Consider the following 16,965-nt stretch of genomic DNA (forward strand, 5'->3'; position numbering starts at 1 on the left):
TCGTCAGCCCCAGACCTGCGCGTAGAGCTCGGCGATGTCCGCCGCATCCGGCACGCGCGGATTGTTCGCCGGCGATCCCGATGCCAGCGCCTGCGCGCACATGGTGGGCACCAGCGCGTCCCAGCGTGCCGCGTCGATGCCCCATGCCGCCGGGCCGGGCACATCGAGTTCGCGGTTGAGCACGGTCAGTTCCTCGAGCAGCCGCGCGACCGCCGACTGGTCGCCTTCGCGCTCGTCGGCGATGCCCATGGCGCGCGCGCAATCGGCGTAGCGGGTGAGGGCGGCGGGTGCCGACCAGGCAGTGACGGCGGGCAGCAGCATCGCATTGGACAGGCCGTGCGGTACATGGAAGTGCGCGCCGATCGGCCGGCTCATGCCATGGACGAGCGCGACCGAACTGTTGGAGAAGGCGATGCCCGCCTGGGTCGCGCCGAGCATCATCGCTTCGCGCGCGGAGCGGTCCTCGGGATCGGCGCAGACGCGGCGAAGATTGGGCGCGATCGCGCGCATGGCAAGCAGCGCCATGCCGTCGCTGAACGGATTGGCGCGCTTCGACACATAGGCCTCGATCGCATGGGTCAGCGAATCGATGCCGGTATCGGCGGTCAGGCGGCGTGGCTTGGTGAGCGTCAGTTCGTAATCGACGAGCGCGGCCACCGGCAGATAGGCGAGGCCGGGGCAGAGCATCTTCTCGTCGGTGACCTCGTCCGTGACGATGGTGAAGCGCGTCGCGTCGGATCCGGTGCCGGCGGTGGTGGGGATCGCGATCACCGGCAGGCCGGCGACGTCCTGGATGTGGGGCGCCTTGTAATCCGCCATCGCGCCGCCATGCACGCCGAGCATCGCGATCGCCTTGGCGCTGTCGAGCGAGCTGCCGCCGCCAAAGCCCACCACGCAGTCGTGATCGCCCGCGGCGAGAAAGGCGACACCGGCATCGATCGAGGCGATCGTCGGATCGGGAACCGTATCCGCGAAGACGCGGCATGCCATGCCGGCAGCCCTCAACTCGTCCTCGATCCGGGCCACCCAGCCCTGGCCGACCAGAAAACCGTCGGTGACGATCAGCGGGCGCGACAGGCCGAGCATCCCCAGAACCTGTGGCAGCTCGCGGCTGGCGCCGCCGCCGATGCGGAAGATCCGGGGCAGGGATATGTGGGCGATCATCAGCTAACCATTTCCTCGCGAATCGACTTTCGGGCCATCCAGAATAGAGTGGAGGCAAGCGCGCCGAACAGGATGAAGATCATCAGTGACCAGCGCACCCCTTCCGCCATGCCCAGGCCCATGGGGCCGCTGATCAGGTCGCTGACGGCGCCGACGCCGAGCGGGCCGAGCCCCAGGCCGATCAGGTTGATCAGGAACAGCAGCACCGCCGACGCGGTTGCGCGGTTCTGCGGCTGCACGAGCCCCTGCACGGCCGCATAGCCCGGCCCGTACCAGAGCGTGTTGAGCAGTGGCGGGAAGGCGAACATCACCAGCGCGAACACCGCCGATTCCGAAAGCAGACCGGCAATGTAGAAGGGAATGCCCATCAGCGTCGAAATGGCGGGGATCGAGACATAGGCGCGCAGATCGCGCGCGCCGTATTTGTCCGCCAGATATCCGCCCATCCAGGTGCCGACGGCGCCGGTGAGCCCCAGCACGATGCCTAGCGTGATGCCCAGGAACCCGGTGAGCCCCAGCCCGAAATCCTTCGCGATCAGGGTGAGTTCGGCGGCATGATTGCGGAAGAAGAAGGGGGCGAGAAAGGCGGCGGCACCATAGCCGATAAACGCCTTGATCGCGGCGGCGAAAGCGATCAGCCAGAAGCTGCGCTTGGAGCGGATCTCCGCCATCGCTTCCCGAAAGGGCGGGCGGGCGGCGCGGCGGGCGGCGAGGTCGGCGGCGAGCCGGCTGCGCGGCTCGACCAATGTCGTGGCCGCCACCAGCGCCATCAAAATCCCGGGAATGCCCGCAACGAGAAAGGCGGTGCGCCAGCCATGAGCATCGGCGATGACGCCGCCCAGCCCCATGCCGAACAGCCCGCCGAGCGGAATGCCCAATGAATAGAAGGCGAGCGCGGAGGCGCGTTTCTCGCGCGGGGTGTAGTCGGTGATGAGCGAATGCGCCGGCGGCGTGCAGCCGGCTTCGCCGATGCCGACGCCGATCCGGCAGAGCACGAGCTGGACGAAATTCTGCGCGAAGCCGCAGGCGATGGTGAACAGGCTCCACGCGCCCGCCGCCGCCGCGATGATCCGCGGGCGATTGCCGGTTTCGGCCACGCGCGCGATCGGAATGCCCAGCACCGTGTAGAACAGAGCGAATGCCAAGCCCGTCATCAGGCCCAATTGCCAGTCGGCCAGATGGAGATCGTGTTTGATCGGCTCGGCCAGGATCGAGACGATCTGGCGGTCGAGGAAGTTGAGGATGTAGATGACCAGCAACACGCACAGCGCATAGCGGCGATAGCCGGTCGAGACCGGCGCGACGGCGGGCGCCGTGGCCTGTGGTTCAGTCATGGCATCCTCTCCGGGATCGATTGACATGCCGATCCGCACGCCTCTTATGGCAGCGTTGTCGGAAAGGGGCGATATGGCGAATCTGCTGGTCCTGCAGTCGGTCTGGGGTCTCGACAAATGTCCTGGCTTCGATATCGAGAATGATCTCGATGCCGCGCTCGAGCGCGTCGTCGCGGCCGGCTTCGACGGCGTCGGCGTCAATATCGCGCGGGTCGCGCGCACCGCCGGCGTCGCGCGAGCGATGAATTCCCGGGGCCTGGCCTGGGAGGGGCAGGTGCTCGTCCATCATGCCGACCAGCTCGCTGCCTATATCGACGAGGCGCACCGGCTGGGCGCGCATCACCTGAACGTCCAGATCGCGGGGCCGGTCGCGCATCTGTCCGATGCGCTGGCGCTGGTCGACAGCCTGGTTCCGCTCGCCGAAGCGGCGCCGCTGCCCGTCTGGTTCGAAACACATCGCGGCCGGCTGACCAACGATCTGCTCTTCACATTGCGCCTGCTCGAAGCGCGGCCCGATCTGCCGCTGACCGGTGACCTGTCGCATTATCCCGTCGCCGGCGAGATGGAATTGCCGCTGCGCGCCGACCAGCTTGCCGCGATCGAGGCGATCCTGAAGCGCTGCCGCAATTTCCACGGTCGCGTCTCGACCACGCATCAGGTGCAGGTGGCGATGCGCGCGCCGCAGCATGCCGGCTGGCTCGACCAGCATATAGCGTGGTGGCGTCGCGGCTTTGAACTCTGGCTGGCGCAGGCAGGCGCAGACGATGCGCTCACCTTCATGTGCGAACTCGGCCCGCCGCCCTATGCGATCACCGCGCCCGATGGGCGGGAACTCACCGATCGCTGGGAAGAGGCGCAGGACATGCGCGATATCGTCCGGGCGGTGTGGCGCGAAGTGAACGGGGCGCCCTGAATCGTCTGTGTCATCCCCGCGAACGCGGGAATCCAGGCGATGTCGAACGTCCGCGCGACCGACTCTGGATCCCCGCGTTCGCGGGGATGACAGGGTGGGGGTGGCTGGGATCACGCCTCCACGCCGATCGTGGCCGACCATTTCGCATAAGCTGCATCGGCCTCGTCACGGCCGATCGCCGGCATGAACTCGGCATCGTAGCGCGCAAAGTCGGGCAGGTCGCTTTCGCCGATCAGTCCCGCGCCGAGCCCGGCGGCGAGCGCCGCGCCATAGGCGGTGCCCTCGCGTACCGCATGGCGTCGCACTGGCCGCTGTAGCACATCGGCCTGAAGCTGGAGCATCGTGCCGCTTTCGGCCAGCCCGCCATCGACGGGCAAGGCCTCCGGCACGTCCAGTCCCGGCACCGCCGCGATCAGGTCCGCGATGTCGCGGAAGCGGAAGGCGATGGCCTCGAGCGCCGCGCGCGCGATATGCGCGGGCGTTGTCGCGAAGCTCATGCCGCCGATCAGTCCGCGCGCGGCGAAGCGACCATGCGGTGCGCCCATGCCCTGGAGCGAGGGGCGCATCACGACACCGCCAGTGTCGGGCACCGACCGCGCCGCCGCCTCGAGCGCGGCGGGTGACGCGAACAGGCCCAGCGGTCCGCACAGCCATTCGATCAGCGACCCGGTGGTGATCACCATGCCCTCGATGCAGAAGCGCCGCCGGCCGCCGGCAAAGGCCAGCGCCTCTGCCGGCATGCTGGTGTGGGGGGAGAGCGGTGCTTCTCCGGTGCCCGCCATCAGCACGCCCGATGTGCCATAGGTCGCTTTCCATGCGCCGCGCGCCAGGGCGCCATGCGCGACCATGCCGGCTTGCTGATCGGCGACCAGCGCGGTGACCGGCACCGCCGCGCCCATCGTCGCGGCGTCGGTCATGGCAATCGGCCCCCAGCTTTCCGCCAGCCGGGGGAACAGGCTTTCGGGCAGGCGCTGATGTGCGATCAGCACGCCGTCCCAGCCATTGCCGCCGGCATAGTCGAAATAGCCCGTCATCCACGCGCAGGACGCGTCGGTGACATGGGCGGCCCCGCCGCTCAGCCGATGGACCAGATAGGAATCGAGCGTGCCCCAGCACAGATCACCCACGGGCCGATCGGCCAGGGCGATCGCCGCCGGCAGCTTGGCGGAGGGGACTTGCGGCCAGGATATGAAGCCGGCGGCGCGCAGCGCCTTGTACGCCTCCATGCCGCGCAGGTCGCTCCAGATCAGGATCGGCGCGACCGGTTCTCCCGTTGTCCGATCCCATAACACGACACTCGCGCGCTGGGTGGTGACGCCGATCGCGGCCACATCGGCGATCGTCCGCCCGGCATTCGCCAGCGCCCCGGCGATCACCGCGCGGCAGATTTCCCACACCGCCGCCCCATCCTGTTCGACAAGGCCGGGTGCGGGATAGGCCGTCGTGAACGGCCGTTTGTCGAGCCCGACGACCATGCCGGCCGGATCGACCAGCATGGCGCGGGCACCGGTGGTGCCCGCATCGAGCGCGAGCAGCAGCTCAGGCATCGGGGATGAGATTGCCCGGATTCATGATACCCTGCGGATCGACGGCGGATTTGATCCTGCGCAGCAACGACACCCCACTCTCGCCCAGATCGTGATGGAGATAGGGTTTGCGCAGTCGCCCGGCACCGTGATGGTGGGCGACGCCGCCGCCATGTTTCGCGGTCGCCTCCATGATCGCGCGCCAGCACGCGAAATAGGCGGGCTCCATCCTCGCGCTGTCCTCGAAGGTGGCGGCGAAGCTGAAATAGAGATTGATGCCCGATCGATAGACGTGCGAGCTGTGCGCCGACGCGTTGATCACGCCTGGCACCGCATTGAGAGCGGTGATCGCGTCGTCGTAGATCGCGCCGATCTCGCTCCAGCGGCCCGAGATTTCGACCGTGTCGGCGACATAGCCGCGCTCGAACATGTCGCGCCAGCTCGGCACATGGTTGCGCCGTTCGATCCAGGTCTTTGCGGCGGCGGGATCGCCCGGTTCCAGCCCGGCCGCGCCCGCGATCTCGGTGATCGCCGCCAGCTCCGCATCGACGCGCGCCTGCGGGCCTTCATGGATCATCAGCAGCATCGCCTTGCCGCCGCGCTCATGCTCGCGGAACAGGCGGCGCACCTCGCGCCCGTCATATTGGCGCATCACCGGCGGGCGCCAGTCGGCACGGATGATGCGGCGCTGCGCCTCGAAACCCGCAGCCATGTCGTCGGCATAATAGATGCTGTAACCGCGATGCGCGGCTTTCTCGCGCAACGACAGGGTGACGGCGGTGATCACGCCCATCGTGCCTTCGGCGCCCATCAGCAGATGGCGCAGATCGGGGCCGGCGGCCGCGCGCACCGCCTTCCCCAATGTCACCAGCTCGCCATTGGGCATCACCGCCTCGATCGAATGGATGATATCCTCGATATTGCCATAGGCGGTCGAAAATTGCCCGGAGGCGCGTGTCGCCACCCAGCCGCCGACGCTGCTGATCGCGATCGACTGCGGCCAATGGCCGATGGTCAGGCCCTGCGCGGCGACGGCTTGTTCGGCCTCCAGCCCGTTCATGCCGGCATCGAAACCGGCGAGAAGATCGCGGTCGTCGATGAAGCGGACGGCGTTCATCGTGCTCATGTCGAGCAATATGGCATCGGCCGAAGGCTCGACACCGCCGCAGACACCGCTGCCAAGCCCGAAGGGGATGAGCGGCACGCCCAGTTCGGCCGCCAGCATCACCACGCAGCGGACATCGTCGACCGAGCCCGGCCGCACCACCCAGCCGGGCGCCGTGATGGCCTCGCCGCGCCAGTCGCGCAGATGCTTGACCGCCCATTGGTCGTAACGCCGCGCATCGCGTGCGGCCGCGTCGCGCGCCACTTTGTCCGGCCCGATCGCCTGGATCAGCGCCTCGCCGATATCGCTCATTCGGTTCCTCCCTGTTCCGCGCCGGTCAGGACCAGGCGGCTCTCTCGTTCGATGGTTTCGCAGGCGGCGATCTGGTCCGCGCGTTCGGTGGCGTTCCAGCCGAGCAGCGCGCCCATCGCCTCCGCCGCCGGTGTGAGCGCGTCCAGCCCGGCGCGATGGTCGAACCAGGCGCGCGCGCTGCGGCGGACCCAATAATCCTCGAGCGTTGCCGCACCCTCATGCGTCACCGCGCGTGCGGCTTCGGCGGCCACGCCGCCGCCCGCCGCGACGATCGCGGTCGCCTCGTCGCCATACAATCCCGCCAGCCGTTCGGCGTCGGTCGGATCGAGCGCATCGAGCCCGTTCATGACCAGCGGCATCACCTGCCCGCCGCCGGGCACCGCCGCCTCGGCGGTGAAGCAGGGATGCGTCGTGGCACCCAGCCGCTCCACCACCATGTCCACCACGCGTTCGGCCATGGCGCGATAGGCGCTCAGCTTGCCGCCCGCGATCGAGATCAGCCCTGAGGGCGAGGTCCAGATCTCGTCCTTGCGCGAGACTTCGTTGGCCTTTTTGCCGGGCTGGGCGATCAGCGGCCGCACGCCCGACCAGAGCGCCACGATCTCGTCATCGGCGATCGGCGCGATGTCGAGCGCGGCGTCGGTTGCGCGCAGCAGATAATCGACATCGTCGCGCGCGGGCGCGGGCCAATAATCGGCATCGGCATGAAAGACGTCGGTGGTGCCGAGATAGGTGAAGGCGCCGCGCGGCACCGCGAAGATGCTGCGCTTGTCGGGCGCGCGGATGATCAGGGTCGCATTCACCGGCAGCCGCGCGCGCGGCAGCACCAGATGGATGCCGCGGCTCAGCGACAGTCGGGCTGCGTCCTCGTTCGCCTCGAGCGCGCGCACGCGATCGACCCAGGCGCCGGCTGCGTTGACGACCAGCCGCGCGCGGATCCGCGCGCCGGCATTCTCGCCGCCAAGCGACGAACGCACGACCAGGCCGGAGATCCGTCCGTCCTCGACGATGAGCTGCGCCGCCTCGGCATGATTGAGGACCACCGCGCCCGCCGCCTGTGCCGAACGGATATTGGCGAGCACCAGCCGCGCATCGTCGGTCAGGAATTCGGGATAGAGGATCGCGCCGTTGAGCCCGGCGGTGCGCATCAGCGGCTCGCGCTTTTGCAGGTCGCTCAGGCCGATCACCTCGTGACGCTCGGAATCGGGAACGCCGCCCAATTTCTCGAAGGTCCACAGGCCCGCGCGCAGCTTCGCGGCCATCGCCATCGAAACGGTCGGGATCAGGAATTGCGAAAGCCGGGTCAGATGCGGGGCGATGCGGCGCACCACCTGTCGCTCCGACGCGGCCTCGCGCACCAGCGCGACGTCACCCTGCGCTAGATAGCGCAGCCCGCCATGGATCATCTTCGAACTGCGGCTGCTGGTGCCGCTCGCATAATCGCGTGCCTCGACCAGCGCGACCGACAGCCCACGCATCGCCGCGTCGCGTGCGATGCCAGCGCCGGTGATGCCGCCGCCGATCACGGCGAGATCGAACACGCCGCCCTCCAGCCTGGCGAAGGTTGCGCGGCGTGCCCGGGCATCGAGAGCGGTCGTCGTCATGGGATGCACGCTATGCGAATGATCATGGCACTGGTAATGCAAAACGGGAATGAGATGGTGACTATCGGATGAACCTGCGGCGCCTGCGCCACTTCGAGGCCCTGCACCGGCTGGGCAGCTATGCGCGCGCCGCCGACGAACTGGGGCTGACCCAGTCGGCGCTGACCCGCAGTATCCAGAAGCTAGAAGCGGAGCTGGGCGCGGTGCTGTTCGATCGCACCACCCATTATGTGCGCGCCACCGACGATGCCGAACGGCTGATCCGCGCCGCGCGCGACGTGATCGCGGCCGCCGCCAATCTGGAACAGGAGGCGCGGGGGCTGAAACAGCCGAGCTCGGGCACCGTCCGCGTCGGCGCCGGGCCTTATCCGCTCCAGCCATTGCTGACCGACGCGATCGCACGTTTCGCCCGCCTGCATCCCGCGGTACGCGTGACGGTGACGGGCGGCCCCTCCGACCGTCTGCTCGAAACATTGGTCGATCGGGGCCTCGATCTTGTCGTCTGCGACCGCGCGAAATTCGCCGCGTCGGGCCATGCCGACGAGGTGCTCTGCATCCCGCTGCCGCCCGAACCGCTGATGCTGGTGTTCGCGCGCGATCACCCGCTTGCCCGTTCGGAGGGGCGGCTCGATACCGCCGCCTGGCCCTGGGCGCTGCCGCGTCCCGCGCCCAACAGCAATTTTCCGCGCGCGCTCCGCACCCGCGTCGCGGCGGGCGACTTTCCCGATTACGAACTCGATTCGACGGCGGCGTGTCTCGCCATGGTGCGTGGCGGCCGCGTCATCACCGTGGTGCCCCGCTCGTTGGCGTTGCCGGCCTGCGCCGATGGCGCGCTGGTCGCGGTGGCGCTGCCGGCGTCCGAACAGACGCGCGATGCCATCCATCTGTTGCGCAACCGCAGCCGCAGCGCGCTCGTCTCGGCTTTTGTCGGGGCAGTGCGCGCGGCGGCGCATGCGCGCGATCAGAGCTTGGCGAGTCCCGCGAACAGCGCCGTGTCGGGCGATCCCGCGCGGTAGAAGACCGGGGGGTGGCCGAACGGCGCGGGCACGGTCACGTCCTGCCCGCCTACATGCGTCTCGCCGCTCCACACATGCACCCAGTCCGCGCCCGCCGGCAGATAGGTCGACCAGTCGCTCCGCCCCGCTTCGATCACCGGGGCGACCAGCAGGTCGGCGCCGTAAAGATAGGCGGTTTGGATCGTGTAGCTGCGTGGATCGTCTTCGAAATGCAGGAACAGCGGGCGCTGGACGGGCAGGCCGGTCGCGACCGCCTCGTCCGACAGCTTGCGCAGATACGGCGCCAGATACGCGTAGATGCGCGTCATCCGCGCGAAATGGGCGAGAACTTCCGGATCGCTGTCCATCTGCGTATTGAGGCGCGGCCGGTTGCCCTCATGCGTGCGCATCATCGCGGTGAAGGCCGCCATTTCAGACCAGCGCATCGCCAGTTCGGGCGTGCGGATCGTATCGAACAGGCTGGTATAGCCGCCGATATCGCTGTGGCTGTAGGCATTGCCGAGCAGCCCGGCCGACAACGCGGCGCAGATCACGGTGCCGATGCCGTCGTGCCGGCTGAAATCGACCGACTGGTCGCCCGCCCACAGCATCGGGCAATGGCGTTGCGCGCCGCTATAGCCCGATCGCATGAAGAACAATGCCTCGCCAGTCTTGCCGCGTCCGGCCACGCCCCTCGCATTCACCTCCGCCCACAGGGCGGGCCAGGCATTGTGGGCGCGCATGCCGTCCATGCCATTGGCCAGCCGCACGTCGATCGGCAGATATTCGCCGAAATCGGCCATCCAGCCCGACAGGCCGAAATCGATCAGGTTGCCGCCGATGATCGTATCGGCGAACCACGCCGCGGCTTGCGGATTGGTGAAGTCGACATGGCCGCAATCGAACTCACCGAAATCGATGACGTAAGGTTCGTTGGCGTCGGGCCGCATCACCAGATAATCGTTCGCCGCCGCTTCGGCATAAAGCGGCCCGTCCACCGCGAGATAGGGATTCACATAGCCCAGGAAACGGATGCCGCGCTTGTCGAGCTCGGCGATGCGCGCGGGCAGGTCGGGATAGCGATCGGCATTCCATTGCCAGTCCCAGAACAGGCGGTTGCCGAAACTGGTGATGCGCAGCCCCACCCAATCCTCGCACCACAGGCCGGCGATCGCGACGCCGGCATCTTCATAGGCCTTCAGCCGCTCGAAGCTTTCGGCGCCGTCCTTCAGGCCGATCACCGCGCCCTTGAGCAGCCATTCGGGCAGCGGCGGCTGGCGGCCGAACCGGTCCGACAGCGCGGTGACCAGTTCGGTGAAACGCGGCCGCGCCCAGAGTTCGATCCGGGCCGGCACCTCCCAGATCTCGACTTCGTGGAAACCGGGATGGCGGAAGTCGAAGGCGGCATAGGCGCTGGTGTCGACATGCAGCGCGTAACGGCGCGAGCTGATCCAGGTCGGTTGCGGGTAATTGGTGTGGTAATAATCGCCGCCCGCGCCCTTCTGGTCGCATTGCCAGGTGAGCAGGGTCGATTTGTCACGGCCCACGCCCGGTTCCGAAGTCCAGAGCGGGAAATGGCGGCCTGCCATGTCGAAATAGGAGAATTGCTCTCCGCCGCCCCAGACATGTTCGCCGGCTTCGGCGTGCGTGCGCAGCCACAGCCTGTTGATCGCCGGATCGAGCGCTTCGAACGCGATTTCGGCATTGCCGCCTTCTCCCGTGACGCGGAGCGCGAGCGCGAGCGGTGCGCCTTTGTGCGGTGCCAGGCGAACGGCGTCGCCGTCGATTTCGGCATGGCGCAGTGCGATCCGCTCGACGACATAATCGTCGATCTCGTAATGGCCGCGCACGCCTTCGATGCTCGGCACGCCGTGCCCGACGAACAGGCAGGGCGCTGCGGCGTCGTGCGCCAGGATCGTCGTGCCATTCAGCGTCAGCACGAATCCGCCATCCTGCGCCTCAAGCGCCATGAGCCATGTTCCTTTCGGTTTCGGGAAATGCGGCGAAGCGCGCGCGCAACGCCCTCTTGTCGATCTTGCCGGTCGCGCCCAGCGGCATCGCGTCGATGAAGGCGACGGTGTCGGGCATCCACCAGCGCGCGATACGGCCGTCGAGTATCGCCAGGATCTCGTCCGCTTCGGCATTCTCGCCGGGGTGGAGCGCGGCGACGAGCAGCGGCCGTTCGTCCCAGCGCGGATGCGGCACGCCGATCACCGCGCAATGCGCGATCTTGGCATGGCCGGATGCGATATTCTCGATCTCGATCGAACTGATCCATTCGCCGCCCGACTTGATGACGTCCTTGGCGCGATCGACGATCGCCATATAGCCCTGGCCGTCGATCGTCGCGATATCGCCGGTGTCGAAATAGCCGTCCGCGTCGAGGATCGCGCCGGCCTCTCCACCCAGATAGCCCGACGATACCGTCGGCCCGCGCACATGCAGCCGGCCGGGCGTGGTCCCGTCATGCGGCAGCCGCGCGCCGGCGTCGTCGACGATCTTGAGTTCGATGCCAAAGGGCGGACGCCCCTGTTTCAGGCGGAAGGGCAATTGTTCGTCGAACGGCAGCGCGGCGATGGCGGGCGTCAGCTTGGCATGCGTGCCGATCGGCGAGGTCTCGGTCATGCCCCAGCCCTGCACGGTCTCGACGCCATGGTCACGCAGCCGGCGGACGATGCTCTCGGGCAATGCCGCGCCGCCGATGATGACGCGCTTCAGGCTGGTCAGCCGTCCGCCGGTGATGTCGAGATGATGGAGCAGCCCTTGCCATATCGTCGGCACCGCCGCCGAGAAGGTGACGCCTTCGCCCTCGATCAGGTCGTGGAGCGACGCGCCGTCGAGCCGGGCGCCGGGCAGCACCAGCTTGCAGCCGATAGCGGCGGTCGATAGCGGCATGCCCCAGCCATTGGCATGGTACATCGGCACGATCGGCATCGCGACATCGGCGATCGACAGGCCGAAGACGTCGGGCTGCAGCGTCATCAGCATATGAATGACAGTCGAGCGGTGCGAATAAAGCACGCCCTTCGGATTGCCCGTGGTGCCGGAAGTGTAGCAGAGCGCGCAGGCGGTCTCCTCGTCGAACCCGCCCCAGTGCGCATCGGCGGCGTCGGCCGGTGCGATCAGCGTCTCGAGCGCGATCGCATGCGGCAGCAGCGCGCGATCGATTCCGGCCTCGGCACCCAGCACGATCACGATGCCACGCCAGTCCATCGCACCCAGCAGTTCGGCGAGCAAGGGCTGGAAGCATGGATCGACCAGGATGGCGCGATCATCGGCATGGTCGATGATGTAGCGGAGTTGCTCGGCGAACAGGCGGGGGTTGAGCGTGTGGCAGATCGCACCCATGCCCATGATCGCGAACCAGGCTTCGAGATGACGCGCATGGTTCCACGCCATGGTAGCGACCCGGTCGCCGGGCTCGATGCCGAGCCCGGCGAGGGCGGCGGACAGGCGGCGCGCGCGATTGCCGATCCCGGCATAGTCGCTGCGCAATAAGGCGCCATCGTCCGCACGGCTCACGACGGGTCGGTCGCCGTCCCATATGGCCGCATGGTCGATGATCCGATCAACCGTCAGCGGCCAGTTCTGCATCAGCCCGCGCATGGCAGGCCCCTGGCCGCGGGGCGGGACGCGGTCGTCATGTCCTGCCCCTTGGCCTGTCCGGTCAGAAGTTCACGCGGCCCGAGATGCCGAAATAACGATCGGCGTCGCGCGGCGTGATCTGGCGCATGAACGATGTGCCGTTGGGGATGCGCTGGATCACGAAATGCTTGTCGGTGAGGTTCTTCGCGATCAGCGAGACGCTGTATTTCTCGTCCTTGGTGCGGAAGGTGATGCCGGCATCCCAGATCGCATAGCCGTTCTGGAAGGCGTTGGGGTTCTGGTTGATGTCGAACTGCGTCCGGCTCTGATAGACCAGCGAGGTGTTCAGATCGACGTCGAACGCGTCCAACCCCAGTGGCAGGCGCCAGTCCGCCGTCACCGTGCCCTTGTATTTGGGCGCGAAAGGCAGCGGCTTGCCGTTGATCGCCGCCGCGCAGGCGATCGCCGCGCCCGCCGGGCAGTTGAAGGTGTTGATGTGGGCGTCGGTATAGTTGAAGCCGCCGTTCAGCGAGAAGTCGCTGGTGACCTGCGCGTTGAAGTCCAGCTCGATGCCGCGCGTCGAAACCGTGCCGGCATTGGTCAGGCGCGTCACGACCTGACCGGCGACCAGATCGAGGAAGTTGGCCTGGTAATTGTCGTATTTGGCGTAGAAGGCCGCCAGGTTCAGCGTCAGGCGGCGATCGAACAGCCGGGTCTTCAGGCCGATCTCATAGGCGTTCGACTTTTCCGGATTGATCCTGCCGGTATCCTGCGCGCGCATGTTGAAGAACACGTTGAGCGCCGGGCCCTTATAGCCGCGCGTGTAGGTGCCATAGGCCATGACGTCGTCGGACAGGTCGTATTGCAGGCCGGCATTGCCCGACCAGCCGCTGTCCTTGATCGATCCCGCCGCGCTGAAGCCGGGGTTCACGCCGGGGAAGGCGGCGGCGGAGGTCGAGACGCGGACGAAGTCGTACGCCACCTTGTCCTCGGTGAAACGCCCGCCCAGGATGCCGCGGAACGCGTCGGTGAAGTTGGCGGTCAACTGGCCGAACGCCGAATAGCTGGTCAGCTTGGTCGTGAAATCGGCATTGCCCTGATTGGTGACATAGGTCGACGAACCCGCCGCGCAGGGCGTCAGCCCGTTGGCGGTTGGCAGGGTGGACGCGGTGCATGAGGTCACCGTGCGGTTGAAGAAGTCGACTTCCTTGGTCTTGTAGTAATAGAGCCCAGCGACATATTCGAGGAATTGCGGGCTGTTCGACGCGATGCGCAGTTCCTGCGTGAACTGGTCGAAGCTCAGGTCGCCGCGATCGTGCGACAGCACGTCGCCCGACGCGGTGCCGGTGTTGACGTAGCGCGGCGCATCCGACCGGAAATCGCCGTCGCGCTGCTGATAGTTGAACCAGTGACGATAGGCGGTGATCGAGGTCAGCGTGGCCGCGCCCAGATCGAGGTCGATCTGCGCGGAGATCCCGCTGTTCTTGTCGCGCGTATAGGGATCGAGGTCGTTGTCGATATTCTTGTTGCGGCCGTCGAGCGTCAGCGGCGCGAGCGAGGGGATGAAGACCGCGTTGTTGAAGGCGGAGCTGAAGACGGTGCCGATGCTGTCGGCATAGCCATTGTCGCTGTTCTTCGAATAGTCGCCGATGATCGCGATCTTCAGGTCGTCATTGGGCTCGAACACCAGCTTGCCGCGCACGCCCCAATGTTCGTAGCCATTGACCTTGCGGTTGTTGAACACGTTGCGGCCATTGCCGTCATATTTGGCGTAGAAACCGGTCAGCGAGGCGGCGATGCCGGTGCCGAGCCCGCCCGAGACGCTGCCGCGCACGCGGAACTCGTTGCCCTCATAATAGGCGGCGTCGATATAGCCGCCCAGCGTGTCGCCGGGCTCGCGCGTCACGATGTTGATCACGCCGGCCGATGCGTTCTTGCCGAACAGGCTGCCCTGCGGCCCGCGCAGCACCTCGATCCGTTCGACATCGAGGAAGTCGGAGGTCTGCTGGCCGGTGCGGGCATAGACGACGCCGTCGATCACCGTGGAGACCGAAGGCTCGACACCCGAAGAGAAGGAAATGGTGCCGACGCCACGGATGGAGAGCGCCGAATCCTTGTTGGTGTTGCCCTTGCGGAAGGTCAGCGTGGGCACGCGCTGGAAAAGCTGCTCGGCCGAATTGACGTTGGCGCGTTCAAGCTGGGCGCCGCTGACGACGGAGATGGCGAGCGGCACGTCCTGCAGATTCTGCTCGCGCTTCTGCGCGGTGACGATGATGTCGGCGACGCCGCCATCCTGCGCCTCGGGTGCGGCCGCATCCTGCGCATGGGCGGTGCCGCCCGCCAGCGCGATCGCGAGAACGCCGGTCAGTGCCGCGCCGAGTCTTGCCTTGGAATAGGTCATCATCTTCCCCTCCTGCCGGGTCCATCCGGATCTTCGTCCGCTTGGACATGTGCCCGGGCGCACATGGCGCCGTTAATGTCGATCAGATCAGTTGACAATATGGTCAACTCTCCATCTCGAAAGGTGCCCTGACCGGTCATCGCAGTCCAATCGAGATTTATCGCGTGGTCATGTCCGAATACTATGACCTTCGCGCGACAAGCGCACGGACATCGTCGAGGCAGGCGGTGGTGGCGCGCGCCACTTCGTCATGCAGCCAGCCGACGATCTCGGGCGTCGGGCCGATATCGGGTTCGAGCAACGCGAAATCGAGATAGACGGCGGGCGCGATCGGCCGGATCGCGACGCCCAGCCGGTTGAACAGCGGCGCGCTGAACGGCTCCGCGATCGAGACGCCCAGGCCGGCTTCGACAAAGGCGTACAGGATCTGCGAATGCTGGGTTTCCAGCCTGCGCGAGACCGGGATGCCCGCGGTTTCCAGCGCGACGTCGATGCCGTTCCACAGCGCGTCGGCCTCATGCATCGGGCCGATGAACTCCTCGCCCGCCAGGTCTGAAACCGCCAGGCGCTCGCGTTGCGCCAGCGGATGGCCGGCAGGCAGCACGCAGACATATTCGGCGCGCGCGATCATCGTCGACCGGATCCCTTCGCGTGGGGGAATCTCCACGCCGATGCCGAGATCGGCCTGGCCCAGGAACACGCGCTCCTCGATCGCACGCTGTCCCAGCGACTCCACGGTGATCTTGATGTCGGGATAGAGGATGCGGAATCGCTGGATCACCGCAGGCAGGATCGACATCGCGATCGCCGCCAGTGCCGCGATCCGCACGGTGCCGACCGGATGCGCGCGGATGCGTCGTGCCGCCTGATCGAGCAGGTCCAGCCCGGTATAGCTGCGCCGCACCGCTTCGAACAACGCATGCGCCTGCGGCGTCGCATGAACGCGCGCGCCGCGCCGGTCGAACAGGCGAAAACCCACCGCGCGTTCCAGATCGGCGATCAGGCGGCTAACCGACGGCTGGCTGATGTTGAGCATCGTGGCGGCGGCGGTGATGCCTCCGCTCATCATGACGGCGCGGAACGCCTCGACCTGTCGCATGCGCATAAGCCATAGTATTCACATATGACGTAGCAGCGCAATTCGATTGGATGCGATGGATGCTCTGCGCGATGATGATGCGTCGACGGGCAGGTGCCCGCACCATGGAGAGGCATCATGGACTATTCCGCTCAACGCGCCCAATTCGCCGCCGAGGGCTATGCGGTGTTCGAACGCGTGCTCGAAGGGCCTTTGCTCGATCTGTTGCGTGACGAATGCGGCCGCGTGATCGAGCGCGAGGATGCGCGGCTCGACGCGCTGGGCGTCGAGGTCGATGGCATCAGCCACAAGGGCAAACGCTATTTCGCCGGCGAATGCCAGCGCGTTCAGCCCGAATTGCGTGTCATGCTGTTCAGCGAGACGATGGCCGATATCTGTCGTGCGACCCTGGGTGACGACGCCTATTTCTTCTACGACCAATATGTCGTGAAGGGTGCCGACAAGGGCATGCCGTTCAGCTGGCACCAGGATTCGGGCTATGTCGTCGGCAATGGCGGTCCGCCCGATCACAAGCCCTATCTCACCTGCTGGTGTACGCTCGACGACACGACCGTCGCCAACGGCACCGTGCGCATCCTGCCCTTCTCGCAAGTGCCCGCCACGCGCGATGGCATCGTGCCGCATGAACGCCAGTCGGGCAGCAACGATCTGGTCGGTTACAGCGGTGAGGCGCAAGGGGTGACGCTGGAGGTGCCGGCGGGCAGCGTCGTCGCCTTTTCCAGCCTGGCGCTCCACGCCACCGGATCGAACACCACGCCGAAGATGCGCCGCGTCTATCTGGCGCAATATTCGCCGGAGCCGATCCTCAATCCCGGCACCAATCATCTGCGCCGCAACGCGATCGCGTTCCTGCGCGGCGGGCGGCAGGTGACGGTCGGCTGATAACCGGCCCACGTTGTCGGGCGCCCGGATCCGTGATGGAGCATC

General features: G+C 66.9%; 12 protein-coding genes. 3 read left to right on the top strand and 9 right to left on the bottom strand.

Annotated elements, in window-relative coordinates; translation table 11 throughout:
• Window positions 1–3: 3 nt before the first annotated feature.
• Together ACODTA_RS19865 and ACODTA_RS19870 are read right to left on the bottom strand one after the other, a co-directional pair.
• Window positions 4–1,164 carry an iron-containing alcohol dehydrogenase gene (locus tag ACODTA_RS19865; protein ID WP_489067817.1) on the bottom strand — a complete coding sequence of 387 codons (1,161 nt, stop codon included), beginning with the start codon at window positions 1,162–1,164 and terminating at the stop codon, window positions 4–6.
• Window positions 1,164–2,498: a spinster family MFS transporter gene (locus tag ACODTA_RS19870; RefSeq protein WP_489067819.1), complete on the bottom strand. Its 1,335-nt coding sequence runs from the start codon at window positions 2,496–2,498 to the stop codon at window positions 1,164–1,166. Before ACODTA_RS19870 ends, ACODTA_RS19865 begins: the two co-directional genes overlap by 1 nt.
• 73 nt (window positions 2,499–2,571) lie before the next feature.
• On the opposite strand from ACODTA_RS19870, the gene ACODTA_RS19875 reads away from it, so the two are divergent.
• Window positions 2,572–3,411 carry a sugar phosphate isomerase/epimerase family protein gene (locus tag ACODTA_RS19875; protein WP_489067821.1) on the top strand — a complete coding sequence of 280 codons (840 nt, stop codon included), beginning with the start codon at window positions 2,572–2,574 and terminating at the stop codon, window positions 3,409–3,411.
• Between the two features lie 110 nt (window positions 3,412–3,521).
• Here the strand turns inward: ACODTA_RS19875 and ACODTA_RS19880 are convergent, their stop codons facing one another.
• Genes ACODTA_RS19880 through ACODTA_RS19890 form a run of 3 tightly spaced genes read right to left on the bottom strand, consistent with a single transcriptional unit; the run spans window position 3,522 to window position 7,958 of the window.
• On the bottom strand, window positions 3,522–4,958 hold the full coding sequence (locus ACODTA_RS19880; RefSeq protein ID WP_489067823.1) for an FGGY family carbohydrate kinase: 1,437 nt from the start codon (window positions 4,956–4,958) through the stop codon (window positions 3,522–3,524).
• Entirely contained in the window at window positions 4,951–6,354 is a 1,404-nt protein-coding gene (locus ACODTA_RS19885) for an FAD-binding oxidoreductase (RefSeq protein ID WP_489067825.1), read from the bottom strand. The genes ACODTA_RS19880 and ACODTA_RS19885 overlap by 8 nt, the downstream gene beginning before the upstream one ends.
• Window positions 6,351–7,958 carry a glycerol-3-phosphate dehydrogenase/oxidase gene (locus ACODTA_RS19890; protein ID WP_489067827.1) on the bottom strand — a complete coding sequence of 536 codons (1,608 nt, stop codon included), beginning with the start codon at window positions 7,956–7,958 and terminating at the stop codon, window positions 6,351–6,353. Before ACODTA_RS19890 ends, ACODTA_RS19885 begins: the two co-directional genes overlap by 4 nt.
• A 68-nt stretch (window positions 7,959–8,026) precedes the next feature.
• Between ACODTA_RS19890 and ACODTA_RS19895 the strand changes: the two genes are divergently transcribed.
• Window positions 8,027–8,974: a LysR family transcriptional regulator gene (locus tag ACODTA_RS19895; RefSeq protein WP_489067829.1), complete on the top strand. Its 948-nt coding sequence runs from the start codon at window positions 8,027–8,029 to the stop codon at window positions 8,972–8,974.
• Here the strand turns inward: ACODTA_RS19895 and ACODTA_RS19900 are convergent.
• The 4 genes from ACODTA_RS19900 to ACODTA_RS19915 all read right to left on the bottom strand — a co-directional run bounded on the left by ACODTA_RS19900 (window position 8,920) and on the right by ACODTA_RS19915 (window position 16,044).
• Window positions 8,920–10,923, bottom strand: a complete 2,004-nt coding sequence (locus ACODTA_RS19900) for an alpha-glucosidase (protein WP_489067831.1) — start codon at window positions 10,921–10,923, stop codon at window positions 8,920–8,922. The two genes, ACODTA_RS19895 and ACODTA_RS19900, sit on opposite strands and share 55 nt — an antisense overlap.
• Window positions 10,913–12,559: a long-chain-fatty-acid--CoA ligase gene (locus ACODTA_RS19905; protein WP_489067833.1), complete on the bottom strand. Its 1,647-nt coding sequence runs from the start codon at window positions 12,557–12,559 to the stop codon at window positions 10,913–10,915. The genes ACODTA_RS19900 and ACODTA_RS19905 overlap by 11 nt, the downstream gene beginning before the upstream one ends.
• A gap of 61 nt (window positions 12,560–12,620) precedes the next feature.
• Window positions 12,621–14,942 carry a TonB-dependent receptor gene (locus ACODTA_RS19910; protein ID WP_489067835.1) on the bottom strand — a complete coding sequence of 774 codons (2,322 nt, stop codon included), beginning with the start codon at window positions 14,940–14,942 and terminating at the stop codon, window positions 12,621–12,623.
• A 178-nt stretch (window positions 14,943–15,120) separates the two neighbouring features.
• On the bottom strand, window positions 15,121–16,044 hold the full coding sequence (locus ACODTA_RS19915; protein WP_489067837.1) for a LysR substrate-binding domain-containing protein: 924 nt from the start codon (window positions 16,042–16,044) through the stop codon (window positions 15,121–15,123).
• Window positions 16,045–16,155: 111 nt separating this feature from the next.
• Between ACODTA_RS19915 and ACODTA_RS19920 the strand changes: the two genes are divergently transcribed.
• Window positions 16,156–16,920, top strand: a complete 765-nt coding sequence (locus ACODTA_RS19920; protein ID WP_489067839.1) for a phytanoyl-CoA dioxygenase family protein — start codon at window positions 16,156–16,158, stop codon at window positions 16,918–16,920.
• The last annotated feature ends 45 nt before the right edge of the window (window positions 16,921–16,965 follow it).

This window comes from Sphingomonas sp. FG14 (assembly GCF_057809675.1).

What these genes read in the sequence shown, in the direction of transcription:
- ACODTA_RS19880 (WP_489067823.1), bottom strand. Translation starts at nt 4,958, where the DNA reads ATGCCTGAGCTGCTGCTCGCGCTCGATGCGGGCACCACCGGTGCCCGC.
- ACODTA_RS19895 (WP_489067829.1), top strand. Translation starts at nt 8,027, where the DNA reads ATGAACCTGCGGCGCCTGCGCCACTTCGAGGCCCTGCACCGGCTGGGC.
- ACODTA_RS19875 (WP_489067821.1), top strand. Translation starts at nt 2,572, where the DNA reads ATGGCGAATCTGCTGGTCCTGCAGTCGGTCTGGGGTCTCGACAAATGT.
- ACODTA_RS19900 (WP_489067831.1), bottom strand. Translation starts at nt 10,923, where the DNA reads ATGGCGCTTGAGGCGCAGGATGGCGGATTCGTGCTGACGCTGAATGGC.
- ACODTA_RS19910 (WP_489067835.1), bottom strand. Translation starts at nt 14,942, where the DNA reads ATGATGACCTATTCCAAGGCAAGACTCGGCGCGGCACTGACCGGCGTT.
- ACODTA_RS19920 (WP_489067839.1), top strand. Translation starts at nt 16,156, where the DNA reads ATGGACTATTCCGCTCAACGCGCCCAATTCGCCGCCGAGGGCTATGCG.
- ACODTA_RS19915 (WP_489067837.1), bottom strand. Translation starts at nt 16,044, where the DNA reads ATGCGCATGCGACAGGTCGAGGCGTTCCGCGCCGTCATGATGAGCGGA.
- ACODTA_RS19890 (WP_489067827.1), bottom strand. Translation starts at nt 7,958, where the DNA reads ATGACGACGACCGCTCTCGATGCCCGGGCACGCCGCGCAACCTTCGCC.
- ACODTA_RS19870 (WP_489067819.1), bottom strand. Translation starts at nt 2,498, where the DNA reads ATGACTGAACCACAGGCCACGGCGCCCGCCGTCGCGCCGGTCTCGACC.
- ACODTA_RS19885 (WP_489067825.1), bottom strand. Translation starts at nt 6,354, where the DNA reads ATGAGCGATATCGGCGAGGCGCTGATCCAGGCGATCGGGCCGGACAAA.
- ACODTA_RS19905 (WP_489067833.1), bottom strand. Translation starts at nt 12,559, where the DNA reads ATGCGCGGGCTGATGCAGAACTGGCCGCTGACGGTTGATCGGATCATC.
- ACODTA_RS19865 (WP_489067817.1), bottom strand. Translation starts at nt 1,164, where the DNA reads ATGATCGCCCACATATCCCTGCCCCGGATCTTCCGCATCGGCGGCGGC.